Genomic DNA, 23304 nt, shown 5'->3' on the forward strand with positions numbered 1-23304 from the left:
GCCGGGCGGGGAGCGTGCGTGCGATTCGGCTGCAGCACCGGCCGATCGGCGGATGGGCACGGGCACGCGCACGGCTCACAATCGGGGCTTCGGGCACATTCGAAAGCGGGGGACATGGAGGCGTTCCGGCTCAATGACGCGCGCTCCGGGAGCGGGGCGCCGTGATCGCGCGCAGATGGCTCGCGCCGAGGCGGATCAGCTCGCGCGCCATGCTCGAGATCGAGCGGTTGCGCTGCGCGGCGAGCTGTTCGAGTTCCCCGCGCTCGACAGGCGTCAGCCCCACGTAGACGGGTTTGTCCGACATCGTGCCGCGCGGCGAACGGCGCGGTCCTTTGGGAGTAGTCATGGTCGGTATACTTTGAGGAGATAGTCTTGCGTTACGATGAGGCTAGTGTAATGAGCAAAAAACGACGCGTCAATTGTTAATGGGTAATTTATGACACAAATCGGGAGTCGCTTGCGGGACGAGCGCTTGCGGATCGGGCTCAGCCAGGACGAGTTTGCGACCGTGGGTGGCGTCGCGAGACGCTCGCAGTCGGCATACGAGTCGGACGAGCGCGCTCCCGACGCGGCTTATCTGCTGGCCATTCGCGCGATCGGCGTCGATATCGGTTACGTGCTGACCGGCGAGCGGTTCGCCGCCGGCGGGGCGGCGCCGGCGGCGGGCACCCGCGACGCGGACGAAGCCGACGTGCTCGCGATGTACCGGCAGCTCAACGACACCGGCAAGGCATCGCTGCATGCGTTCCTCGCCAGTTGCATCAATTCGGGGGCGATGGTGCAGGCCGCGACGCCGCGGCGCGCGAAACGCCTGCCGGAGAAGCGTCGCGCGGCGCTCGATCAGCGCACGGCCGAAAACGTCGATCGCGCGATGGCCGAGATCGAACGGCTGAAGGCCGAACGCGCGACGAAGCCGTCGAAGAAATAAGCGTCTGGCGGGGCGGTGCCCCACGCCGCCATCAGGCACGTGTGCGCAGCACGCGTGGCCAACCGTTGCCCGATTCGATCCGTTGCGTGTGCGACAGTCGGGGCGATCCCTCTCCTCGTTTTCCGTGTCGTGGCGGCGCCCTCGGCGCGCCGCACAAGGGCATCGGATAAAATCGGATGAAACACTGTATATCCATACAGTATTGGTTTAGCATTCTGAAAGCCGGTGAGCTGGCGGCGGGGCGTTCCGAGGCGCCCCGTCGTGTCAGGCGGCCCCCGGTTGATGACTGAGTTTGCGGAGACCGGAAAAATGGACACCAACAGGAAGCACGACAACGGGACGATCGGCGCGCCAGCACACACCGACCATCGCGCGGATGCGCGTGGATTGACGATGGGGCCGCCGCGGTATCGTTCGGACCTGACCGACGACGAGCGGGCTGATGCGCACGCGGCGATCGACAGCGCGATGCTGTCGGTCGGGCAGGTGCTCGAGGCCGCGCTGCAGGCGATGGCCAATCTGCGTGATGCGCGTGCCACCTTGCAGCAATGCGGCGACACGCGTGACCTGCGCATGACGCTCGGCGGCCGTCAGCAATCGAGCTGAACCGCTACCCAGTCTGATCCCCGCAGGCCGGCATTCGCTCCGGCCGCCGCAGCGAATCCGAGTTGCGCATCCTGCGTCTCGCCTCGCGCCCCATCCCACCGAAATCCTGAATTCGCCGCCGCGATCGACACCTTGCGATCGCGTATCGGGCATGGCGGCCCGTCGGCCGCCGGGCCGCCGGTCAGTGCTTGCCGGAGCGAGGCGTCTTCTTCGGCGTGTCGCGCACCTCGAGTTCGAGCGCGGTCGTGAACCCGCCGTCGCCGATCGTATGCGTTGCTTTCTTCACGAGCCACGGTGTGTCGTCGATGTCCGGCTTGAACCCGGTCACCGTGACGGGCATCTCGGGAAACAGCTCGGGCCGGCCGAGTGCGAGCGTGTAGCTCAGCGTGGACTGGCCGCGCTGGGTGCGCGCATATTCGGCTTGCGCGGCCGCGCGGGCCTCGGCCTCCGTCGCGTAATCGTCGGGCAGCACCTTGGCGTTCTTGCCCTTCGCATCGCCGACGACCACCGACAGCCGCCGCGCACTGCCGTTCGAGTGATAGTGCGCGCGCACCGACGTGTAACTGTCGCGCTGCGCGACGTGATAACGATGTTGGTCACCGCTCGCGCGCGTGACGGCCAGCACGTCGAGCGTCTTGCCGCTGATCGTTTTGCCCGTACCGATCGGCGTGAACAACAGGTGCTTGTCCTTGACGGTCATCACCGCGTCGTAGCGCTTCGCGAGACGCGTCAGGAACGACATGTCGGACTCCTGCGTCTGGTCGACATGATCGATCCGCGTCGCGGCAAGCGTCGCGTCGACGGCTGCCGTGAGCCCGTAGCGCGCGGCGATGGTTCGCACGATTGCGCCGATCGTCTGCCGGTGCCAGCTTTTCTCCCGGCGTTCGTGCATGTCGTTGGTCATCGACGCCGAGCGTGCGCGGATCGTGATGACGTCCGGCGCGCCGCTGTGCTCGACTTCGTCGACCGTGAACGTACCCTTGTCGACGAGCGGTTCGCCGACCCATCCGATCGACAGCTTGATGCTGGCGCCGCGCTTCGGAATGGCGAACGTCCCCTTGGCATCGTCGAGCACCAGGTCGAGCATGTCCGCTTCGTCCGCGCGCGATTCCGACAGCGACAGGCTGATGAGGTTGGGCGCGATCAGGCGCGACAGGTCGCGGCCGTCGAGCGTGATGCGGTAGTCGGCCTGCGGCTGCGTACGTCCCGTGCGGACCTGCGCGTCAGCCGGCGTGCGTTCCTGCGTGCTCATTGCTCGGCCGCTCCGCTTTCGTCGTCCTGCGGCGCTTCGGCCAACACGCCATCATCGACGCGCTTCAGCGTCAGCGTGAATGCGATCTTGCGTGGAATGCCTTCTTTCGTGTGATACGTGGCCGTCTCGTTGAGGCTGTCGATGACATATGCGCCGTACACGTTACCGTTGCCGTCGACGAGCACGTAGGCATCGCCTGCGTCGCCCATTCGTGCGAGCGCCTCGATCGAGGCGATCTCGCCGATGCCGTTGTCGGGCGCGACGATGCCGGTGAGCGTGATCGTGTCGTCGCCGGCGCCGGTGAACTGGCTTGCATCGCGCACGCCAATGCGCGAGCTGGTGCGATGCTTCCAGTTGCGCTGGCGCTGGAGTTCCTGGTAAGGCGTGGTCGCCAGGCTGAAAACGAACTGGTCGAGCGACATCATCATGGGCGGGTTTCCTCCAGCGGACAATCAATCGGACAGGCGCGACGCGGTGCGCGACGCCTTCGCGCGTTCGGTGCGTTCGAGTTCGGCGCGCACCATGCGGGCGATCTCGGCCGCATCGACGCCCGGCGGCGGCGCGATGTTGATGGTGACGGGGCCGGCCGGCGGCGCGGCGCTCGCCACGGCGGCCGGCGCCGTGAGCGGCGGGCGGTAGTCGAGCGACAGGTTGTAGCGTTCGAGCGGCGCGGCGGCGGCGACCGCGGGGCTTGCGGCAAACGCGGGCGGCCCGACCAGGGCGGCGGCGGTCGTGAGCGCGGCGGCGGTTCGCGTCATGCGGGCCGGGGTGCCGGTGGTGCCGCCTGCCGCGGTGCCGTCGGATGGGGGCGATGCCTGCATGCCGAGTTTTTCCTTGAGCCAGCCGACCGCCGAGCTGCCCAGGCCGCCGATCGTCTCCTTCAGCGCTCCGAGGCGATTCGTGATGCCGCCGACCAAGCCGGACACCATGCTGGCGCCGACTTCCTGGAAACGCGGGCCGAGATCGCCGAACCAGTCGCCGATGCCGCCGAGTGCGGCTTTCACCCACTCGACGGTGGCGTCCCATTTGGCGGCGATCCAGTCGCCGGCCGCGCCGAATGCGCCCTTGATGGTTTCCCACAGCGCGATGAATTTCGGGCCGAGCGTGTCCCAGTTCTGCCAGACGTAGACAGCGGCCGCGGCGATCAACCCGATGACGAGCAGCAGCGGATGCGCCATTGCGAGCCGGCCGAGCATCATCAATGCCTGCCCGACGAGCCTGAACGCGCCGGCCATCGACGTCGCGAAGCGCAGCACATTGACCGATCCAAGGATGTTGCCGAAAACGCTTGCCAGCGTGCCGACGACGGTGAGTGCGCCGCCCAGCGCCGCGAAGGTCGTGACGAGAATCCGGGTGGCCGTGCCGTGTTCGCGCACGAACCGGACGATCTTCTCGAGCATCGTGGCCGTGACGTCCAGCGCCGCGTTGTAGACCGGCGTGATTTTCTCGCCGATTTCGAGCTTCAGGTCGCGCAATTGCGCGAGCACGGCGAGCTCGCGGCCCGCGGTCGAATCCGCGGCCTTCGCCCGCATTCCGGTGATGCCGTCGGCGGCGGCGCTCTGTCTTTCGGTGTCGTGGATCTGCTCGCGTTGTTCGTACATCGTCGCGAGCAGGGTTACTGCGGCCTTGTCGGGGACCAGCTTCGCCAGCGCGGCTTTCACCTTGTCGGGCTGGGTGATGCCTTTCGCGGCGAGCTTCGGCAGCAGCACCTTTTCGAGCCATTCGAGCGGCGACGCCTGCAGCATGTCGCTGCCCGCCAGCGCACCCGGCTTGAGCCCGCGGATCGCGCCGTTCTTCGCATGCATGACCTGCTTCGGATCGACCAGGCCGAGCGCCGTCAACTGCCGTGCGGCGGGCGCGGTCATCTTGCCGTCGAAGAGGCTGCCGGACAGCGCGGCGAGGCCTTCGCCGGCCGCCTTGCCGCCGAGCTTCTCGACGAGTGGCTGCATCTGGTAATAGAACGCGTCCGTGCGCAACTTCCTGGCTGCGCCGCCCCCCGATTCGGCGAAGTTGTTCCATTCATCGCCGCTGACCTTGCCGCCGGTTGCCGTCTGCATCTTCTGCACGATGTTCGCTTCGGCGCCGAACGCGGCTTCGTTCTTCGTGCCGCCGCGCAGGTCGATGACCTTCAGCATGCCCATGAACTTGTCGACGTTCGCCTTGGCATCGTCCTTGCCGAACAGCGCCTCGTTCGCCGATCTCATGTTCGCGAGCATCGGCATCACGACGCGCGCGCGTTGCTCGTCGCCGCCCAGCGCCGACAGTGATTCGCGCATCAGGGCCAGGTTGTCGACGAGCGACTGGCCGCCGATCTGCTGCGCGCGCGCGAATTTCACGGCGTCGGCCGATGCGCCCTGCGCACGCAGGCGCAGCGTTTCGCTCTCGGCCTGCTTCGCGACGTCGAGCGGTTCGGACAGCATGCCGAACATGCTCTTGCCGGCGCCCGTGATCGTCTTGCCGCGCTCCGCCCATTGCTTGCCCACGCCGCTCAGTGCGTCGATCTTCGCGCGCCTGGCGTCGGCGCGCTGGCGGCGCGTGTCGTCGAACGCGAGCACGTCGGCCGTCATCTTCGCCTTGCGTCGCGCGCTGTTCGTGGCCAGCGCGAATTCATGCTGGTCGAGGTGGCGCGTGTCGATGCCCGCGCCGACGAGCTGCGTGCGCAGTTCGCGGATGCGCGCGACCTGCCTGCCTTGCGCGGCCGTCAAATCCGTGGCCGTGCGTTCCAGCTTGGCGAGGTCGTCGACCATCTGGCGCGACGACGGACCGGACGCGCGCAGCGCCACGCGCAGCTCGCCGGCACGCAGCTTCGCTGTCTTGAGGTCGGTCGCGGTTTTCGCCACACCGCCGCGCAAGTCGCGAAACTCGCCGATGCGCTTCTGCGTCTTCGCCATGTCGTCCAGCTCGCGGCGGGTGGCTCGCAGCGAGTCGGCCAGCCCCTTGTTGCCGGTCAGCATCATTTGCAGGGGCTTCGTCATGTTGTCGACCATGTCGACCATGACGCGCAGTTTCGTGGTGTTGTCCATCGTCGATCGTTTCGCTCATTGGGCGCCGGCGCGCACTCGCGCGCGCTCGCGCCAGTCCATCAGCTCGGCCAGGCTGAAAGCGTCCATCACGGGCGGTGTCCAGCCGAACACCGTCGCGATGTCCGCCATCGGGTCTTCTATGCGGTCTGGGAGGCCAGTCGGGATTTCACGGCCTTCGGCATCAAAAAACCGGCGAAGATGCCCCCCAGTTGCACGAGGTCGGCCGGGTCGATGCCGGCGACGTCGGCTTCCGTCAGCATCGGCGAGCTGATGCGCGGCAGCACCTTCGACAGCGCGACGACGTCGAGGCTGACGAGGTCGGACAGCGATACGCCGCGCAGCTCGCCCGATTTCGGTTTGCGCAGCGTGATCGACGTGATCGTCTGGTTGCCGCGCACGATCGGCGTGTCGAGCGTGTGGGTGGCCGGATCGTCCTGTTCGGGCGTTGCGATGGCGGCCACGGCGGGCGCGTCGGCCTGCAGGTCGTTCGCGGCCGGTTCGGATTGGATCGGATTCATGGTGGTCCTGTCGTTGATCTGTCGGGAGGAAAGGCGGAGGCAGGCCCGGCCGGCGTAACCGGCCGGGTGGCGGATTACAGGCCGATCGCGTTGCGCAGCGCGGCGAACAGGTCGTTGCCGTTGACCTTCTCGATCATGTTGACGAAGTCGATCTCGATCACGTCCTGGCCGTTCACGGACAGCTTGTAGTAGCTGGCGACCGTCGTGACCTTGAACGCGGTGTCTTCCTTCGACTTCGCGGTGCCCGGGTCGATTTCGCTGTGGCGGCCGCGGATCACGATCTCGATCGCGTCGACGCTGGTCGAATCCTCGGATTGATAGCCGCCGGCGAAGCGCAGCAGCACGCCGTCGTGCTTCGTGATCGCGTACTGGCCGAGCACGGAGCGCATGAAGCCGCCGCAGGTCCATTCGAGCTGGATCCCTTCCTGCCCGAAGTCGACCTTGATCGGGCCGCTCATGCCGCCGCCCTGGTAGTCCTCCATCTTGCGCGTGAGCTTCGGCAGCGTGACTTCGACAACCTGGCCGACGAAGTTCTCGCCGTTCTGGAACAGGTTGAATCCCTTGAGTTTGCGAGGCATACCCATCGTGTGTGACTCCTGGTGAGGCCGGTCGTTACGCGCTCACGCGCGCGGCGAAATCGGCGAGATAACGGTCGGTGATGCGCTGGCGCAGCATCAGGTTTTCGAGCGGCGGAACCGGCGTGTATTCGTAGTCGAGATACGCCTTGCCGGACTTCAGCACGTCGGTCGTGTTCGGCTCCGGGTCGTACCAGGCCGAGCCGCCGATCAGGTAGCCCTGCGAGATCCATTCGCGGAACTTGGCGTTGATCGTTTCGATGATGTCGCGCGGCAGCGACGGGTTGAGCGGGCCGTCGATGATGGCCATCTGCGCTTCCGCGATCGAATCGGCGATGACCTGCGCGGTGCGCGTGTAGTTCTCGAACGCGAACAGCGGATCGTCCGAGCACGTGCGCGAACCCCAGAAGCGGAAGCCGTTGCGGTTCACGAGCGTCGTCACGTCCTGTTCGTTCAGGAACCCCGCGTCCGTCGCCGGATCCTGCAGGTCCCACGACACGTCGGCGCTGATGCCGGTGACGCCGTTCACGCCGACGTTCGACAGCGTCTTGTGCCAGCCCGTGTCGTTGTCGATCTTCGCGCGCAGGCCGGCCGCATACGCGGTGGCCGGCACGACGACGGTCGTGTTGGTCGTGTCGTCCCACGCGAGGAAGTCCGGCCAGACCACCATCAGCTCGCGCTGGCTGAACTGCTTGCGGTACGTGACGGCTTCTTCCTTCGTCTTGCAGCCGTTGGCCGAGACGTAGGCGAACGCGCGCAGCGATTGCGCGACCGACGCGAGCGCGGCGGCGACGGGTTGCGTGTCGAGGCCCGGCGTCGCGAGGATGCGCGGCTTCACGCCGAAGCGCGCCTGCGCGCCGAGCAGCGCCTTCATGCCGGTGTACTTGCCGTCGGCGGTGACGCTGCCGATCACGTTCGTTGCCGTCTCGGCGGCGTCCTTGCCTTCGGCGACGCGCACGACGATCGTGACGGGCTTGGTCTGCCGGCCGATCGCATCGAGCGTGCGGCGCAGCGTGCCTTTGGTGCCGGCCTTGCCGAGTGCGGCGACGACGTTGGTCAGCAGCACGGGCGTGTCGAGCGGGAAGGCGGTGGCGTCGGCGTCGGACGCCGTGCAGACGATGCCGACGACGGCCGTCGACACGGTGCGGATCGGGCGCGAGCCCTCGTTGATTTCGATGACGCGTACGCCGTGGTGGTAATCCTGCGGCATGGTGTGTGGCTCCTGTGTGTGCAGATGAAAGAGAACGGGAGGAATCCCGTGCGGATCAGGCCGCGGGGTCCGCGACCGGAGCTGCGGGTGCGCTCGGCTCGGCCGGAGGCGGGGGCGGCGGCGGTACATACGGCGCCGGCGTTGCCGGCCACGTCACCGCATCGGGGAACGTGTCCGCCTGGATGACCGACACGAGCGCCATCTGGTAGGCCGACCAGGCCTTGAAGTAGTAGACGCCTTCGTCATCGAGCAGCCCCGCCGCATAGGCATCGGCCTTGCCGGCATTGGCCTTGCGCGCGGCTTCCAGCCGGCGCTCGAACTCGGTCATCGCGGCGTCGCGCTTTTCCTGTTCGAGCAGCGCCGCCGGGACGGCCCACGCGCCGTTGATCCATGCGTGGCGCGGTGACGGTTGCGGCTCGGTCGTCAGGCCGAGTTCGTCGGGCGTCTTGCCGGCGGTCGCGATTTCGACGGCTTCGCCGGTATCGGTGCGATAGCAAAGGCGGCCGCGGAAGTCCGGCAACAGGGCCCACGCGCCGTCGCGGTAGAACGGCCAGGTCGTCGGCGTGCGCGCCGGCGGTTGGTCGAACGTTGCCCATGACGGCACGAGCCAGCGGTCGGGGTTGCGCGGGTCGGCGTCGGGCTGGCCGCTGCTCAGGTATTCGCCGTTGGATTGGCTGTAGTGGTGGATCAGCATGTTTCGTTATCCAGAGTTAGTAGGCGCGGATCATGGCGAGCAGCGCGATGTTGCGCGGCCGTGCTTCGTTGCTGCCGTCACCGTTGACGGTGATGGCGTGGCTGTGGCGACCGGCGCCGCCGATGCCGACGTTGTGGCCGTGGTTGCCGGCTTCGCTGAGCCAGATGCCGGTGCCGGCACCCTCGGTGCCGTGCATGTCCTGCCGGTCCCAGTTGTACGGGCCCCAGCCTTGGCCGTAGGAGGTGGCGACGACGCCGACGCGCCCCATCCGGACACCGTGCGCGTGGCCAGGATCATTGACGCCGTGGCCGTGCTGTCCCTGCCCGTCGGTCCAGGCCGAGTGCGCGTGATCGCCGACTTCGCCCGCGCTTGCGCCGTGGCCGTGCCATCGGTTCGCGCTGTCCTGCCACGAGCCGAGTATTCGATTGGTATCGATACCGCGTGCGTCGTCCCAGCAGCGGATGTGCTCGCCGCGCAGTTCGGGGAGGCGGAATGTCGTCGTGCCGTTACCGTGCGAGAAGCTGCCCCACAGGGCTTTCTGCCATTCATCCTCCGTCACCAGTGCGCCGCTGGCCTGTGCGTACGCCCACAATGCGGGATAGTCGGCGCGATTGACGAGCGCGCCGTTGGCCTTGAGGAACCCCGTGCGTACCGACGTACGAGGTTCGAAGACGATCTGGCCGATGGAGTTCGTCGATAGAGCGGCCAGCACCCATTCGGTAGTAGCGAGCGCCGTTGACCGGTCGCCTGCCGCGGGTGTAGGGCCCTGCACGGGCGTTTTGAAGACAGTGCCTCCGGGCGTGAACGATGCCTGCGCGACCGAGTTGCACGTGACGCCGAACGACCCATCGTTGATGTGGTACAGGCCGGTGTCCGGTGCGCCGTCGTTGATGAACGTGAGGGACGGTGCTTGCGCGCTGCCTTCCGACAGGTAAATCCGCTTGCCCGGATCGAACCAGAGATCACCTGTCATCGTGCCGCCCTTCGTGCGATCGAGCGGCGTCAGGTTTCCGGTGTGCCATGCCGGCTTGCCATCGATGCGGAAGGTGTGGTCATCGGTGTGATACGCGAACGAGCCGTTGTTTGCGCCCCACCAGCCAACCGCCTTGTCGTTGCCAAAGAGGTAGCCATCGATGGGGCCGATGCGCAGGCGTCCTTCGTATGGGCCATTGCCGAGAGCCAACTCACCACGAATGCTGGTGTTGCCGCCGATCGATGTGCCGGCTCCCTGATCGTCGATAGTGACGCGACCGGTCGCGAGGTTCAGCGTGAACGGCCGGTAGTCGTTGAACGTGCCCTCCGGATCACCTTTCTTCGTCGACAGCAGATAGACGTTCACGCCGTCGTTGCGCCAGAACGCACCGTAGTCGCCGTAGACCGTTCGGAAATTCGCGCCACCGGTGTCCAGTTCACGCGAGGTCACGCCACCCTTGAACGTGGCGCTCCCCCCTGCCTGAACCGCATTGCGACCGTCATCACCGACATCACCGACGAGCAGGCGCTTCGCCACCGAGAACGCCTGCGTGCCGCGGCTGACACGAAACGCGGGGAACTGCGTGACACCGTCGTCCGCGAACGCATTCACGCCGAAATCGTTGCCGCCGTTGCCTCCGGTTGCCGCGCCGTCCCGCTTGAACATCGACCAGCGGATCTTGCCGCCGTCAGTGAAGAACAGCGTCGAGAAATTGCCGGCGCCACCGTCGATCGAGGCAGCCTTCGCATAGCTCGTACCTTCCGCAACGGTGTCGCCGCCGACACGCAGTCGCGAATTCCCGTCGTCGTTCTTGACGTCGCCAACCAGCACGCGGCCGCCGTAGCCGATGCGCAGGGCGCGCGCCTGGTTCGCGTCGGTCTCGGCGTCGTTGGCGGTCTTGTTGAGCCACAGATCGACGTACTCGCGGCCCCAGGCACCGCTGTCGAAACCGGAGCGGATCGTTGCGATGAGGCGCGACCCTGTATCCGGATTGTTGCCGCTGAACGTGCCATGCAGGCGCACGCGGCCTTCGCGACCGTTCTTGCCGGTCGGCGGACGAATCGACACGTGCGCGGTATCAGGACCCGCATCGAATTCCGTGACGACCGGGCCGGTGAACTTCGCGCCGGTCAGCGCCGCGTATCGCGACGCGGCGGTCTTCGGCGTCAGCACGCGCGTATCGTCGGTGCCGGTGTTCACTTCTCCCTGCGTCGCCAGCTCGACCACGCCCTGCCGCTCCGTCGTCGCCGGCGGATTCAGGAACGATGCGTCGCCGAACACGAGCTTCGTCGCGTCGATCGTCGCGAACTGCATGTCGGTCGACAGCAGCAGTAACGCGGCCGGCGACTTCTCCATGATCGGCGTCGTCTGGCCGTATGCGGCCAGGAGCACGCCGTTCTCGAGGTAGAGGCCGAATCCGTAGAGCGAATACTGGTCCGCCGAGTCGTCCTTCAGCGTCGTGTGGATCGTGTCCGGCGCGACGTTGGCGCCGCCGAAGGACTTGATCCGTTTCAGCTCGTTCGGCAGTTTCGTGAGCCCCTTGTCGGCGACGAACGGCGCGTTCGCCAGGCCGATTTCCACGACCTGGTGGGCGTTCGTGCCGCCGTTGCCGGCGGCGACGAGTGCGGCACGGCCGGCGTCGGTGATGATGATCTGGGTTGCCATGTGCGATCAGTAGTCGGTGAGGTTCAGGCGGCGATAGGCCGCCACGCGCGCGGCGGCGCCGATCAGTTGTCGGCCCCGCATCTCGAAGCCCTGCGTGAACGTGTAATGCGCCCGCACGGGTTTGGTGCGATCGATTTCCGCGAGGATGTCGGCCACGTATTCGGCGGTCGGCGGCTGGCCTTCCTGGCCGCTGACCGTCATCACGAGGTCGAACGTGCCGGGCCGGCCCGGCGGCCGCTGCTCGAACCATTCGCGCAGGACGATGTTTCCGCCAAAGGCCGCGACGACCTCGCGCACCGACGCGGCCGTGCCCTTGCGACGGGCGATCGGAATCGCCTGGCCGGCGCGGGCGCGCTTCACGTACTCGGGCCAGTAGTCCTTCCATGCGTCGACGCCGAGGTGCCAGGCGAGCCACGGCAGCAGGTCGGGGCGGATCGCGTCCGGGTTCATCAGCGTCGCGAGCGGCGTCGGCACGTCGTCGATGCGGGCATTCGTCGCGGCAAGCCGGCGTTCGAGCCGCGACGCATTCGGCGGCAGGATGTCAATCATTGCTGTACACCCCGCCGTCGATCAGCTCGATCCCGGTGCAATAGGGCGCCTGCTGTTTCGTCGCCGGCAGGCCGGCGAGCGGGCTTTCGAGGATCACCTTCTGCACGCCGGCCGCGCGGGCGGCCGCGTAGATCCCGTCGAGCGTGACTTCCATCCCGAGGCGGTGCATCGATTCGGTGTACTTCTTCATCGCGCGGTTGGCTTCGGCGAGCGCCACCGCGCGATCCGGGCCGGCGAAGAACACCAGCCGCGCGCGCACCTGGTAGCGCAGGATGTCCGCGCCGCGCACGGTGACCTGGTCGGTGAGCGGCCGAACGTCGTCGGCCTGCAGCGCAGCGGCCACGGCGTCGATCAGCGCCTTGTCGGCGGTGCCGTCGCCGTCGCGCGCCAGCACCGTGACGAGCACTTCGCACGGGGCCGGGCTGATCGCCGACGCGTCGAGCACGCGGCCGTCCGCATTGCGTGCGTGCGAGACGTACGCGCCTTCGGGGCCCGCGACGGAGAAGCTTTGCGGTGCGAGCTGCGTGCGGGCGCGCAGGTCGGTATCGCTTTCCATGACCGGCGCGACGCCGTGTTCCGGATCGGCGGGCGAGATCGTCAGGCGCCGGATGCCGAACAGCGCCGCGAGGTTGTCGAGGTCCGCGCCGACCGCATAGGCGAGCATCACGGCGCGCGCAGCGTCGTTCACGCGCTGCCGCAGCACGATTTCGCGGTAGGTGTTTTCCTGCAGCAGCTTCACGAGCGGCTCCGATTCGAGCGCCAGCGTCGCGGCGATCTCGGCCTGCTCGGCAGCCGGGTAGAGCGACACGAGCCGTGCCTTGCGCACGGCAAGCAGCGTCTCGTAGTCGATCGTGTCGACGACGTCGGGCGACGGCAGTTGCGAGAGGTCGATCGGCGTCACGCTCATGCCGTGCCTCCGTGCGTGACCGGCACGCGAGTCGATACGGCGGTGCCGCTTTCGTTGGTCCAGCCTTCGATGTCGAGATAGAGCGAGCCGGCAGCCGCGTTCGCATCGTCCGCGGCGAGCACGACGCGGGTGAGCGTCAGGCGCGGTTCCCAGCGCATGAGCGCCGTCGCGACGGCTGCATAGAGCCGCGTGCGCACGGTGCCGTTGCCAGGCGCGTCGATCAGGTCCGGCAGTTCGGAGCCGAACGTGCGGCGCTTCACGCACGACGCGAGCGGCGTCGTGACGATTCTGCCGATCGACTGGTAGAAATGGTCCAGGCCCGAGATCGAGCGGCCGGTGTTCGCGTTCATGCCTTTCATTGCGGTGCGCTTACGAGTTGTCCATCGCCTTGTTCGCGATGCGTGTGATGCGGGAGGCTGATGCCCTGGGATTTCACTTCGCGCGTGAAGGTGGCGGCGCCGTCGATCTGCATCGTGGCGCCGCCGCCGGCGCCGCCCGTGCCGGTCATGCCGGATTCGAACGCGAACGGCCCCTTGACCGTCATCGCGCCGGTGCAGGTCGTCTGCTGCGCGTCGAACGTGATGCGCTCGGCCTGCACGGTCGCGTCCCGGGTCTGTACGACGACCGATCCCGGCGCGACGACACGGAGGGTCGCGCCGGCCGGCAGCTCGGCCGTGAGCGCATGCGCCGCGTGGTCGTACGTGATGCTTGCGCCGTCGGGATAGACGCGCGCATGGGTATCCGGGCTCGAAGCCGGCGCAGGCGCGGCATTCGAATAGACGCCGCGCAGCGCGACGCCTTGCGCCGGGTCACCCATCGGGCAGAGCAGCACGACCTGTTCGCCGGGCGTCGGCGGCAGCCATTCGCGGGTCCCGCCGGCGGTGCCCGCGACCCACGGAATCCAGTTGGTTTGCAGTCCGCTGCCGTCGGCATCGGCGTCGCCGACCGAGACACGGCACAACGCCGCCGCATGGTCGACCGCGAGGATCGTTCCCTTGCGCACCGCGTTGCGTGCCTGTCGTTGAATTTCATTTGCGTCCATGCAGTCATGGTGACGGTCGGCTGGTCGCGGCGCGAGTGATGGCCTGTGTCGTCGCGACGACGACAGCGCGTACCGGGTGCCGGCACGAAGACGCGCATCGACAATTGCTGCACCGGTCGGCGCGAGGATGGAGTCGTGCGCCTTCGTGACGTCGTCACGAGGTTTGAATGTGTGTGCCGATCGACGTCGGGAAGCAGGGCGATGAGCTGGGTATGCGATGGAGCGTGTGGCGAGGTGGTCTGAACGGATGCCGCGTGAATGGCGGGACCCGCGCTCCGCAGGGATGTCGCATGGGTGCTTGTCGCGGGCCGCGCATGGGCGTGCCGTCGCCGGCGAAGGCCGGTTCGACAGGAAGGGATGACGAGCTGATCCGCGTGCGATCGGGCGGTGCGGTTTCGCCTAGCGGCGAGACGAGGTGGCCGGCTGCGGCGCGCAGCCGTGGGAGAGGCGAACGACGCGGTGTGCGGGAGGGCGGGCCGGTGCCCGCCGGACTCAGCGGGTCTGCGGCAGCGCGACCCACGTCAGGGTGTCGGCCGGATCGACCTTGGTGTCGTCGACATGCGTGATCACGTGCCGACCGTCAGGCCCGGTCGTCACGGCGACGCTTTCCGTCAGCGCCAGCCGGATCGACAGGTCGACGGCAGCCTGGTCGCGGATGCCGACTTCGAAGGTGATGCCGCTCGCGCGCGCGGCCGGGTTCGTCACGAGATCCGGCTGGTTCGCACGCACCCATTCGACCAGTGCGACGAACACGGGATCGGTGTCGCCGGAAAAATTCGTCGCGAGCACGTGGGCCGTGTACCGGTATTCGAACGAGGGCGTCAGCGAGCCGGTCGTCGCGATCGACCCCTGCTCGACGAGTACGGACAGCGCGCCCGGTTCGGCGGCGAGCGACGGGATGGCGGCGGCGAGCGCCTGCCGCAGGCTGTCCGGCTTAATCATGCGGATGGGCTCCATGGTCGGGGGTGGGCGTGCCGGCCTGGCATGCCGCGATCATGTCGACGGTGGCCGCGCATGTCGCCCAGGCCGCCTTGACGAGGGTGAGCGCGCCGTCGAGGTCACCGTTGGTGCGGGGTGCGAGCATTGGCAGCGTGCACGGTTTCACCGTCTGGCACGTGTTCGACATAATCGTCGGCGCCGGTGAGAGCGGGACTGGCTTGCAGGCGGACAACGTCGTCAGGCAGAGGAGTGTCAGCCCAGGCGCGAAGCGTGGCGTTTTCATCGGTCAATCTCCGGTTTTCAAGTCGAATGGCGTCGAGCTTCGACGCGATCGCGGTATGCGCGCGATCGAGCCGTGCCTGCTGTTGGGCGTGCGTGGCGGCGTCCTGCCGCATGCGCGCAATGACGTCGTCGCGCGCGGCAAGCGCCTGTTGCGCATCGGCTCGCTGCTGCTGCGCGATGGCCAGGTCGGCACGCAGCGCATGCAGGTACAGCGCTGCCGCGACGCATGCGGACAGCGCGACGGCGCAGGCGGCGAATTTCGCGACGAGTCCGTTCATGTGCCGGTCGTGGCGTTGACCGAACCCGATGCCGCACCGGCCGAGGGGCGTATCGGCGCATAGCGGTCGTAGGCGCGCGCGAGCTTCACGTCGTAGAGGTTCGTCGCGTAGTCGGGCCCGTTGTACGCGCGGGCGAAAGCGGCCCACTGGCGTGCACCGAGCGCGCGGCGCAGCGCGTCGTTGGCCGCGATGTAACGGACGAACGCATCGAGGTGCTGTGCTTCGCCGGTTTCCATGCATGCGACGAATTCGTCGATGGACGCGTAGCCGAGGCGCAGCCAGTGATAGCCCATCACCTGGAACGAGCCCCAGCTCGCGGATTCCCACGCGGCGCCGGCATCGATCGCCTCGGCCGCGGCGAGGCGCGTGTATTCCGCGGCGCTGCCGCGATAGCCGCCGCGCGTGCACGACACGATGTCTGGCTGACGGGCAGCGAACGGCGCCGGGTCGATGCCGCGCGCCTGCAGCCGCTTCCAGAACACATGGCGCTCGAACAGGATGACGGGCCGGCCGTCGGGCAGGAAGCCGGCGCCGCGCGACTCGACTTCGTTGACCGCCCGAACGCACGCAAGCGGCACGTCGAGCGTGCGCGCGGTGCGTTCGAGGTCGGCGAGCGCGAGATGTTTCGGATCGCGTTGGCCGGTGGCCAATGCGGCAAGGGTCTTCGGGCCGGCGATGCCGTCGTCGACGAGGCCGGTCCCGCGTTGCAGCGCGATGACGGCGGCTTCGGTCGCCGCGTCATAGCAGTGCGTGACCTGTACCGCGTAACCGGCGCGAATCAGTCTGCGTTGCAGCAGGCCCACGTCGTCGCCGTGGTCGCCGAGGCGGCGGGTCTTCATGATTCATTCGCTCCTCAGGAGGCGTGCGACATTGCCGCGCGTGCCGCAGACGAACGTCGCGAGGAATACCGAGGTGGCCGCGTCGAAGAAGCCGACGGAGCCCGCATGCAGCAGCAGTTCGATCGATGCGCCGCCGGCGACGGCGACGAGACTCCATGCGAACCACGATGCGTGGCGCCGGTGCCGCGCGCCGTTGCGTCGATAGGTGAGCACGCGTACGAGCACGGCGACGTGCGCGGAGAGTGCGATCAGCGCGAGCGGGAGAGGCATGTCATCCCCCTTTGCGGAACAGCGAGAGCAGGTCCAGCGTCTTGACCCGCTCGATCAGTTGCAGCGTGACGGTAATGACGAGCGCGGCCGCGAAGAACGCGGCGACGCCCGTCGAATGGATCGGCGTGGCACCGACGATTTCGGGTGCGGCGAGGTAGCCCATCACGAGCGAGATCAGCAGGTAGGCGGCACGCCGCGCGACACCGATCTCCTTCGATGTGACGACCACGAGCGCGGCGCCCGTGAACGCGCCGATCAGCGCGTTGCCGTCGATGCCGGGCGCGAGCCCGGCGACGCCGAGCGCGGCGGACAGCATGGCGGCGGTGGTGAGGTTCGGTTCGGCCATGAAGGCGATTCCAGGGTCAGTCAAACAGTTGCAGCAACGGCCTTGCGCTCGTCACGGTGTCGAGCGGCGGCAGGTAGACGGGCGTGCCGGCGGGCAGGACGACGCCGAGGCTGGCGAGCCCGGTGTTCGCTTCCAGCACGGTCTCGACGGTGCCGTCAGTCCGACCGTAGTGACGCCAGCACAGCGCGTCGACCGTGTCGCCCTGCAAGGTGCGCGCGATCATGGCTGGTCCCTCCGGTGCTGAAGGGGCCGGCTGTCGGTGGCGCTGCCGGCCGGCGCGCTGCGCGGGGGAGTCGATGTCGTGCTGCTTGCCATGGCGAGGTCTCGAGCCGTGAGGCAGTGAAGATGGTTGTCATGGTCGAGCTTCGCGGGGCGGGGTTCAACGAGATGCGTGCGTGATCCGTCCGGACACGCAGCGCGGCGCGTGTCGCGGCGCGCATCGCGCTTTACGCTTCACGGACTAGCGCGGGATGTTCGCGGGCGGGTGCCGTGCGCGCCTTGCAGCGGAATTGCAGCCTGGGTGAACCGGGCTGGCCTTGAGTGATCTTGTGCAGCCTTGGTTTTGCCTGGAGGGAGGCGCGCGGAGCCTTGCCGGGCAAGGGGCGGGCAGGCGTAGGTAAAACTCCGAAGGCAGGGGTTGCTGGTTCGATCCCAGCCGCCGCCGCTGTCGCTACCTGACGGCTCCGGGCGGCTGTGCCGCGCCGCCTCACCGCCGTGCGAGAATCTCCCGCAACGACAACTCAAGCGTCGATCGCGGCGGCCGTCCGCGCATCACGCCGACTCCCGATGGCAGCCCTTCCGTCTACCCCGACCGCGGTCGATGCGCGCGCGCTGACCGATGCGCAACAGGCGCTGCTCGCGCGTCTGCACGCCTATTCCCCCGACGATCCACGCGCGCCGCTGCCGTACAGCCGGCGCCTCGCCGAAGCCGAAGGCTGGTCGCATGCCCACGCGCTGGCCGTGATCGACGAATACAAGCGCTTCGCGTTTCTCGCGCAGGCGGCCGGGCATCCGGTGACACCGTCGGTCGCGGTCGATGCCGCATGGCATTTCCACCTGCAGTACACGCTCGAATACTGGGACGTCTTCTGCGCCGGCGTGCTGCGCGCGCGGCTGCATCACATGCCCGGTACGGGCGCGCCGGACGAGGGCGCCGTGTATGCGCGGCGCTATCGCGACACGCTCGACAGCTATCGCCGGATGTTCGGCCACGAGCCGCCGGAGTCGATCTGGCCGCGCCCGGTCGATCGGCCGGCCGAAGCGGCGGCGCCGCAGGCAGACGAGCCGGCCGCCGCGGCGCCGCGCCGCACGTTGGGCACCCGGTTGCCGAAACTCGCGTGGCCGGCGGCCGCCGCAAGCGTCGCCGCGACCTGCGCATCGGCGCAGGACTTCAACGTGCTGGATTACACGGGGCCGCGGTTTCTCGCGTTCTACATTCCGGTCTGCATCGCCGCGCTGCTGCTGATCGGGCTCCTGCAACAGATCGAATACCGATGCCGGCGCAGGCGTGCATTCCCATCGGACCTGACCGCCGAGGAGGCCGCGTACCTCGCCGGCGACGCGTCGCGGGTCGTGCAGGTCGCGACGCTTTCGCTCGTCCACGCGGGCGCGATCGATCTGACGATGGCCGGACGGCTGGGTGGGCGCGTGCGGCTTATCGACGCGACTCGGGCGGGCGCGTACGCGGACGCATGCGAATGGCTGGCCGGGCAGCCTGACGGGGAGGCCAGCTTCGGCGCATTCCGCCAGTTGCTGGCACGTCACGCTGCCGAGCACGCGAAATCGTTGCGCGCGCGTGGCTGCTTCTGGGCGCCGGGCGACCTGCGGACGGCGCGCATGGCCGCACGCGCGATTGCGCTGCTGGTGCTCGGCACGGGCGCGGCGAAACTGGCGGTCGGGCTGAGCCGGGGGCGGCCGGTCCTGTTGCTCGTCATCGGCATGGCGGCATTCGCGATTGCGTACCGCATCGTCGTGGGGCGGCTGACCGGATTCGGGCGGCCTGGCCTGACGGTGGGCGGGCAGGCGTCGCTCGCCGCGCGGCGGACCGTGCGCAGCGACGATCACGACGGGCCGGACGCATTGCTGTGGACCGCCGCGCTGTTCGGCGCGGGCGCCCTGGCCGGCACCGCATGGGCTGCGCATTCGATGGTGCTGATGGAGCCGCCGCCGTTGGCGCCGGCCGCCGCACGGGCGGGCGGATCGACCGGTTCCTCCTACGGTTCGAGCGACTCGTCGTCGAGCTGCAGTTCGTCGAGTTCGTGCAACTCCAGCTCCTGCAGTTCGAGCAGTTGCGGCGGATGCTCGTCGAGCAACTGAGCGCGCCCGGTCACGAAGGCACGATGGGGACCGGGCGCCTTCGTCAATCGATCGCCGCATCCGCGGCGGTCGTCTCCTGAATATCGTCTCCGGCTTCGGTGTCCGCGGCGTCGATGATCGTGAACCAGTCGAACGCCGGCATCGCGGCGAGCTGGTCGGCCGTGGCCGCATACTCGTGCGGCGTGGCCCGCAGGTAACGCAGCCGGTCCGTCCACTCGGGCAGCGGGTCGGGCGACGTCGTCAGCACCACGTTCAGCAGATCCTGTTCGGCGCGTGCCGCGACGATCCGCAGCGCGGCCTGCACACGCTCGACGTCGCCGGCGGCGTCGAGGATCAGCACGCCCGGAATCGGCGCTTCGCGCGGCGGCAACTGCACGGCCGTGCCCTGACGTTCGACGCACAACCGGTAAAGTTCGCGATGCAGCGGCAGTTGCGCCTGCAGCGCGTCGCGCTTGCGCACGCGTGCCTGCGCGGTGCGGGCCAGCCGCCGGCGCAGTGCGGGTTGCGTGACCAGGCGGTCGATCGCGTCGTCCCACGCGTGCGGGTCGTCGCCGGCAAGCAGTACGTCGTCGCCGTCGTTCAGGCCGATGCGAAGCGCCGGCAGGTCGCTCGCCACCACGGCGATGCCGGCGGCCGCGAATTCCTGCCGCCGGATGGCGCTGGCCGCGTTGTCATCGGCATCGGCGAGCGGCATCAACGCGATGTCCCAGTCCAGCACGCGCAACTGCTGCGCATACGCGCGATACGCATCGGGCGCGGGCAGGAAGGAGGCTGCCGGATGGTCCGCCCAGCCGGCGGGCGCGTGCGTGCCGAAGAACTGCACGGCGACGCGGCCGGCGTGGCGCGCGCAGACCGCGCGCAGCGCGGCGTCCACGCGTGCGAAGTTGGCCGGCCGCAGCGCGTCGCCCGCGACGCCGATGGTCACGCGATCCGCCGCACGGGCCGGCACCGGCCGCAGGAACAGGTCGAGATCGACGCCGTCGGGCAGCACGAACACGCGTGGGTTCCACGGCCGGTAGCGGTGCGCGAGATCCGGCGTCGGGACGACGACAGCGCAGGCGTTGCCGAGCGTATACGCGATGCCCGTCCACGCCGGATCGTCCGGCGCCGCGGGCGGCGGGCAGTCGGTCGCATAAATCACCGGCTTGTCGAATTTGAAGATCGCGCGCAGGCCGTCGAGCGACAGCCGGCCCGGCGTGTGGCGATCGAGCAGCACGGCGTCCGCCGTGGCGATCGCGGTGCCGTCGGCCATGCCCCAGACGAATTCCCAATCGTTGCCGAGCCGCGCGAACGGCAGCGCGACGCGGCGCTGCACGGACGCACCGTCGACCGGATCGAGCGCATAGGCGACGAGGCGCTTCTTCTGCCAGGCACGCGGCACGTGCGCGCCGCCGGGCGCGGGTGCCGGTGCGCGAACCGGCCGCCGGCCCTGTTCGGCGAGCCACGCGTACAGCGTACCGTGGCGGATGCAGTCGGCATCGCCGGGGAGCACGTGTACCGCCGCATTGACGTGACGGTACGTGCGCGCGATCGCGTCCGACGGCACGACCAGCGCATCGGCACGCCGGATCGCGTCGTGCATCGCGGTCAGCCGGCGCGCGCTGCCGGCGACTTCCGGGCCATCGAGCGAGAGCGCGTCGAGCGGCCGGTCGAGATCGCAGACGACCGGCTTGCCGAGCGCGAACATCTGCTCGAGCGCGGGGCCCGACAGCAGGCTTGCGACCGCGCCGTGCAGGACGACGATGTCCGCTCGCTGGAGCGCGTCGAGGTCGATGCCGTTGCTGCCGACGGGAAAGTCCACCGCCCATTCGCGATCGAGCTGGCCGAACGGGGTGCCGAACCGCGCCGCGACGTGCGGGTGCGTGGCCGGTTCGGCGCAGACGACGGCCATGCGCCGCACTGCGCGCGCCGCTGCCGCCCGCGCGCCTGCCGGGCCACGCGAATCGGGCCGCGCATCGAGCGCGCTGGCATGGGCCTGGGTCTTGTCGACGAAGTGCCGCAATTGCCGCCAGAACGTTGCCTCTTCTTCCCGGTAGACGTCGCGCGCTTCATGCACGGTCGCTTTCGCGTGCGCGATTTCGCGCGGATCGAGTCCCCATGCGATGCCCTTGCCGCCCATCACCCAGCGCTCCGCGTCCGGCATCGACGCGTCGTTGAGGATGCACACGACCGGGCAGCCGCACAGCAGCGCTTCGAAGGCGATGGTGGACCACTCGTACAGGTACACGCATTCGACCCGGCGCAACAGTTCGGCGAGCTCGTGCGCGGAGCGCTCCGGCACGCGGCCGGAGATCTCGATGGATTCGGCCGTCGCCGGATGCAGGCTGCCGCCGCGGCGAAGGTGGCGGTTCAGGAAGACGGCCGTGCCGCTGCGAGTCGCGTCGTCGACGCCGTCGCAGTGGAAGATGCGCGTATCGACGAGCGGGATTCTCAGCAGGTCGGCCTGCCATCCGTCGGGCACGATCGTCGGCCCGAACGCGAACACGAGATCGGTCGGCGCCAGGTCGAGCGGGTTGCCGTTGATGCGGCCGGGTTCCGCGAGCAGATAGCGCGCCACACAGCGTGAACCGAACGGATTGCCCTCGACGATCTCGGGATACACGGCCACCGGGCTGCGGCCCGCTTCGAAGTGGGCCTGCGCGATCTCCTGCGTCAGCAACGGCGTGCGCAGCGCGGGATGCACTTCCGTGGTCTTGAGGTAGGCCTCGCAGCCGAGCAGGTTCAGCGCATGGCACAGGTAGTGCATCGCGCGCACGCCGCCCGACGTCTGCTTGTAGCCGGGCGCGGTGAGGTAGTACGGATGGTCGAGCGGCGCGAAGATGCGGGGCGAGTCGTTCATGGGACGAATGGCGAAAGGCGCGATGAAGGGCGACGGGCGGCCGGTTACGCGCCGGCCCGGTAGAAATCGGATACCACGTCGATGACGCGATCCTGTTCCGCCTCGCTCATCGCGTGGTACAGCGGCAGGCGCACGAGCCGGTCGGCGACGTCGTCGGTAACCTGCATGCCGGAGCCGCACCGGCCGTAGCGCAGGCCCGCCGGCGAACTGTGCAGCGGCACGTAATGGAACACGGCGAATACGCCCGCGTCGCGGATCCGTTCGAGCAGCGCCGTGCGTTCGGCGAGGTTGTGCGTGAGGAGATAGAACAGGTGGCCGTTGCCCTGCTCGCTCAGCGGCGTGGCGGGCAGCGTGATGTGCCCGGCTTCGTGCAGCGGCCGCAGCGCGTCTTCGTAGCGTTTCACGGTCGCGCGCCGCTGCGCGGTGATCACGTCCGCGTGTTCGAACTGCGCGTACAGGAACGCGGCGATCAGCTCGCCCGGCAAGTACGACGAACCGACGTCGACCCACGTGTACTTGTCCACGTGGCCGCGGAAGAACTGGCTGCGGTTGGTGCCCTTCTCGCGGACGATTTCCGCACGCTCGACGAGGCGTTCGTCGTTGACGAGCAGCGCACCGCCTTCGCCGGCGATCACGTTCTTGGTCTCGTGGAAGCTGAGGCACGCGAGGTGGCCGATGCTGCCAAGCGGCCTGCCCTTCCAGGTCGACTGGATCGCCTGCGCGGCGTCCTCGACGACCCACAGCCGGTAATCGGCCGCGAGGTGCGAGATCGTGTCCATGTCGCACGCCACGCCCGCGTAGTGAACCGGGACGATCGCGCGCGTGCGCTCGGTGATCGCGGCCGCGACGAGCTTCTCGTCGAGGTTCAGCGTGTCGGGCCGGATGTCGACGAAGACGGGCGTCGCGCCGCGCAACGCGAATGCATTGGCGGTCGACACGAACGTGTAGGACGGCATGATCACCTCGTCGCCCGGGCCGACGTCGGTGAGGATCGCAGCCATCTCCAGCGCGGCCGTGCACGAATGCGTGAGCAGCGCGCGATGACAGCCGATGCGCGCTTCGAGCCACTGGTGACACAGCTTCGTGAAGGCCTGGTCGCCGGCGAGCCCGCCCTGTTCCACCGCTTTCGCGATGTAGTAGAGCTCCTTGCCGACGATGAACGGCCGGCCGAACGGAATGCGGTCGAGATTGGGAGGAGCGAACATGACGGGACTCCGCGGGAGCATATGAGGGGCGACGGGCGGCAGCTTGCG

At 68.5% G+C, this 23304-nt stretch carries 27 protein-coding genes; 4 read left to right on the plus strand and 23 right to left on the minus strand.

Annotated features, from left to right (window positions below):
- Window positions 1–130: 130 nt before the first annotated feature.
- Window positions 131–346 (minus strand): hypothetical protein, encoded by a 216-nt coding sequence (locus tag AC1VVG_RS00860; protein ID WP_034188128.1) that lies wholly within the window; start codon window positions 344–346, stop codon window positions 131–133.
- Between the two features lie 90 nt (window positions 347–436).
- On the opposite strand from AC1VVG_RS00860, the gene AC1VVG_RS00865 reads away from it, so the two are divergent.
- Together AC1VVG_RS00865 and AC1VVG_RS00870 are read left to right on the plus strand one after the other, a co-directional pair.
- Window positions 437–928, plus strand: a complete 492-nt coding sequence (locus tag AC1VVG_RS00865) for a helix-turn-helix domain-containing protein (protein WP_482835125.1) — start codon at window positions 437–439, stop codon at window positions 926–928.
- A gap of 309 nt (window positions 929–1237) precedes the next feature.
- Window positions 1238–1534 (plus strand): hypothetical protein, encoded by a 297-nt coding sequence (locus AC1VVG_RS00870; RefSeq protein WP_034188126.1) that lies wholly within the window; start codon window positions 1238–1240, stop codon window positions 1532–1534.
- A gap of 181 nt (window positions 1535–1715) precedes the next feature.
- Here AC1VVG_RS00870 and AC1VVG_RS00875 read toward each other — a convergent pair whose 3' ends face one another.
- The 9 genes from AC1VVG_RS00875 to AC1VVG_RS00915 all read right to left on the minus strand — a co-directional run bounded on the left by AC1VVG_RS00875 (window position 1716) and on the right by AC1VVG_RS00915 (window position 11171).
- Window positions 1716–2786 (minus strand): phage late control D family protein, encoded by a 1071-nt coding sequence (locus AC1VVG_RS00875; protein WP_069705867.1) that lies wholly within the window; start codon window positions 2784–2786, stop codon window positions 1716–1718.
- Window positions 2783–3214 (minus strand): phage tail protein, encoded by a 432-nt coding sequence (locus tag AC1VVG_RS00880; RefSeq protein ID WP_034188124.1) that lies wholly within the window; start codon window positions 3212–3214, stop codon window positions 2783–2785. Before AC1VVG_RS00880 ends, AC1VVG_RS00875 begins: the two co-directional genes overlap by 4 nt.
- Window positions 3215–3238: 24 nt before the next feature.
- Window positions 3239–5809, minus strand: a complete 2571-nt coding sequence (locus AC1VVG_RS00885) for a phage tail tape measure protein (RefSeq protein ID WP_482835127.1) — start codon at window positions 5807–5809, stop codon at window positions 3239–3241.
- Window positions 5810–5824: 15 nt separating this feature from the next.
- A complete protein-coding gene (locus AC1VVG_RS00890; protein ID WP_006484104.1) occupies window positions 5825–5938 on the minus strand; it encodes a GpE family phage tail protein in 114 nt (37 codons plus the stop codon).
- Window positions 5939–5946: 8 nt separating this feature from the next.
- Entirely contained in the window at window positions 5947–6327 is a 381-nt protein-coding gene (locus tag AC1VVG_RS00895) for a phage tail assembly protein (RefSeq protein WP_069705869.1), read from the minus strand.
- Window positions 6328–6401: 74 nt separating this feature from the next.
- A complete protein-coding gene (locus tag AC1VVG_RS00900) occupies window positions 6402–6911 on the minus strand; it encodes a phage major tail tube protein (protein ID WP_034188121.1) in 510 nt (169 codons plus the stop codon).
- A gap of 28 nt (window positions 6912–6939) precedes the next feature.
- The gene (locus AC1VVG_RS00905; RefSeq protein ID WP_301742625.1) at window positions 6940–8112 is read right to left on the minus strand and encodes a phage tail sheath protein; all 1173 of its coding nucleotides are present in this window, start codon (window positions 8110–8112) and stop codon (window positions 6940–6942) included.
- Between the two features lie 55 nt (window positions 8113–8167).
- The gene (locus tag AC1VVG_RS00910; RefSeq protein ID WP_034188119.1) at window positions 8168–8806 is read right to left on the minus strand and encodes a tail fiber assembly protein; all 639 of its coding nucleotides are present in this window, start codon (window positions 8804–8806) and stop codon (window positions 8168–8170) included.
- Between the two features lie 16 nt (window positions 8807–8822).
- Window positions 8823–11171 (minus strand): phage tail protein, encoded by a 2349-nt coding sequence (locus AC1VVG_RS00915; RefSeq protein WP_482835128.1) that lies wholly within the window; start codon window positions 11169–11171, stop codon window positions 8823–8825.
- A 76-nt stretch (window positions 11172–11247) separates the two neighbouring features.
- Here AC1VVG_RS00915 and AC1VVG_RS00920 point away from each other — a divergent pair, with 76 nt between their 5' ends.
- Entirely contained in the window at window positions 11248–11457 is a 210-nt protein-coding gene (locus AC1VVG_RS00920; RefSeq protein WP_278128700.1) for a hypothetical protein, read from the plus strand.
- On the opposite strand, the gene AC1VVG_RS00925 is transcribed toward AC1VVG_RS00920, so the two are convergent.
- The 11 genes from AC1VVG_RS00925 to AC1VVG_RS00975 form a co-directional block, all read right to left on the minus strand.
- Window positions 11451–11993, minus strand: a complete 543-nt coding sequence (locus AC1VVG_RS00925; protein WP_482835129.1) for a phage tail protein I — start codon at window positions 11991–11993, stop codon at window positions 11451–11453. The two genes, AC1VVG_RS00920 and AC1VVG_RS00925, sit on opposite strands and share 7 nt — an antisense overlap.
- Window positions 11986–12900, minus strand: coding sequence for a baseplate J/gp47 family protein (locus AC1VVG_RS00930; RefSeq protein ID WP_034188116.1), 915 nt, complete (start codon window positions 12898–12900; stop codon window positions 11986–11988). Before AC1VVG_RS00930 ends, AC1VVG_RS00925 begins: the two co-directional genes overlap by 8 nt.
- The gene (locus tag AC1VVG_RS00935) at window positions 12897–13259 is read right to left on the minus strand and encodes a GPW/gp25 family protein (protein WP_034188115.1); all 363 of its coding nucleotides are present in this window, start codon (window positions 13257–13259) and stop codon (window positions 12897–12899) included. Before AC1VVG_RS00935 ends, AC1VVG_RS00930 begins: the two co-directional genes overlap by 4 nt.
- Complete coding sequence (locus AC1VVG_RS00940; RefSeq protein ID WP_034188114.1) at window positions 13256–13942, minus strand: phage baseplate assembly protein V; 687 nt, start codon at window positions 13940–13942, stop codon at window positions 13256–13258. Before AC1VVG_RS00940 ends, AC1VVG_RS00935 begins: the two co-directional genes overlap by 4 nt.
- 492 nt (window positions 13943–14434) lie before the next feature.
- Complete coding sequence (locus AC1VVG_RS00945) at window positions 14435–14884, minus strand: phage tail protein (protein ID WP_482835130.1); 450 nt, start codon at window positions 14882–14884, stop codon at window positions 14435–14437.
- A complete protein-coding gene (gene lysC, locus AC1VVG_RS00950) occupies window positions 14877–15113 on the minus strand; it encodes an Rz1-like lysis system protein LysC (RefSeq protein ID WP_226194209.1) in 237 nt (78 codons plus the stop codon). The genes AC1VVG_RS00945 and lysC overlap by 8 nt, the downstream gene beginning before the upstream one ends.
- Window positions 15001–15441 carry an Rz-like lysis system protein LysB gene (gene lysB / locus AC1VVG_RS00955; RefSeq protein ID WP_482835132.1) on the minus strand — a complete coding sequence of 147 codons (441 nt, stop codon included), beginning with the start codon at window positions 15439–15441 and terminating at the stop codon, window positions 15001–15003. Before lysB ends, lysC begins: the two co-directional genes overlap by 113 nt.
- Entirely contained in the window at window positions 15438–16280 is an 843-nt protein-coding gene (locus AC1VVG_RS00960; protein WP_482835133.1) for an N-acetylmuramidase domain-containing protein, read from the minus strand. The genes lysB and AC1VVG_RS00960 overlap by 4 nt, the downstream gene beginning before the upstream one ends.
- 3 nt (window positions 16281–16283) lie before the next feature.
- Complete coding sequence (locus AC1VVG_RS00965) at window positions 16284–16550, minus strand: phage holin family protein (RefSeq protein WP_034188110.1); 267 nt, start codon at window positions 16548–16550, stop codon at window positions 16284–16286.
- 1 nt (window position 16551) lies between these two features.
- Window positions 16552–16896: a putative holin gene (locus AC1VVG_RS00970; RefSeq protein WP_034188109.1), complete on the minus strand. Its 345-nt coding sequence runs from the start codon at window positions 16894–16896 to the stop codon at window positions 16552–16554.
- Between the two features lie 16 nt (window positions 16897–16912).
- Window positions 16913–17119, minus strand: coding sequence for a tail protein X (locus AC1VVG_RS00975; RefSeq protein ID WP_034188108.1), 207 nt, complete (start codon window positions 17117–17119; stop codon window positions 16913–16915).
- Between the two features lie 563 nt (window positions 17120–17682).
- On the opposite strand from AC1VVG_RS00975, the gene AC1VVG_RS00980 reads away from it, so the two are divergent.
- Window positions 17683–19212 carry a TIGR04222 domain-containing membrane protein gene (locus tag AC1VVG_RS00980; protein ID WP_482835134.1) on the plus strand — a complete coding sequence of 510 codons (1530 nt, stop codon included), beginning with the start codon at window positions 17683–17685 and terminating at the stop codon, window positions 19210–19212.
- Window positions 19213–19255: 43 nt separating this feature from the next.
- Here AC1VVG_RS00980 and AC1VVG_RS00985 read toward each other — a convergent pair whose 3' ends face one another.
- Both AC1VVG_RS00985 and rffA read right to left on the minus strand, forming a co-directional pair.
- On the minus strand, window positions 19256–22051 hold the full coding sequence (locus AC1VVG_RS00985) for a glycosyltransferase family protein (protein WP_482835136.1): 2796 nt from the start codon (window positions 22049–22051) through the stop codon (window positions 19256–19258).
- A 44-nt stretch (window positions 22052–22095) separates the two neighbouring features.
- On the minus strand, window positions 22096–23256 hold the full coding sequence (gene rffA / locus AC1VVG_RS00990; protein ID WP_124670635.1) for a dTDP-4-amino-4,6-dideoxygalactose transaminase: 1161 nt from the start codon (window positions 23254–23256) through the stop codon (window positions 22096–22098).
- Between the last annotated feature and the right edge of the window lie 48 nt (window positions 23257–23304).

This window comes from Burkholderia sp. L-4, assembly GCF_056856535.1.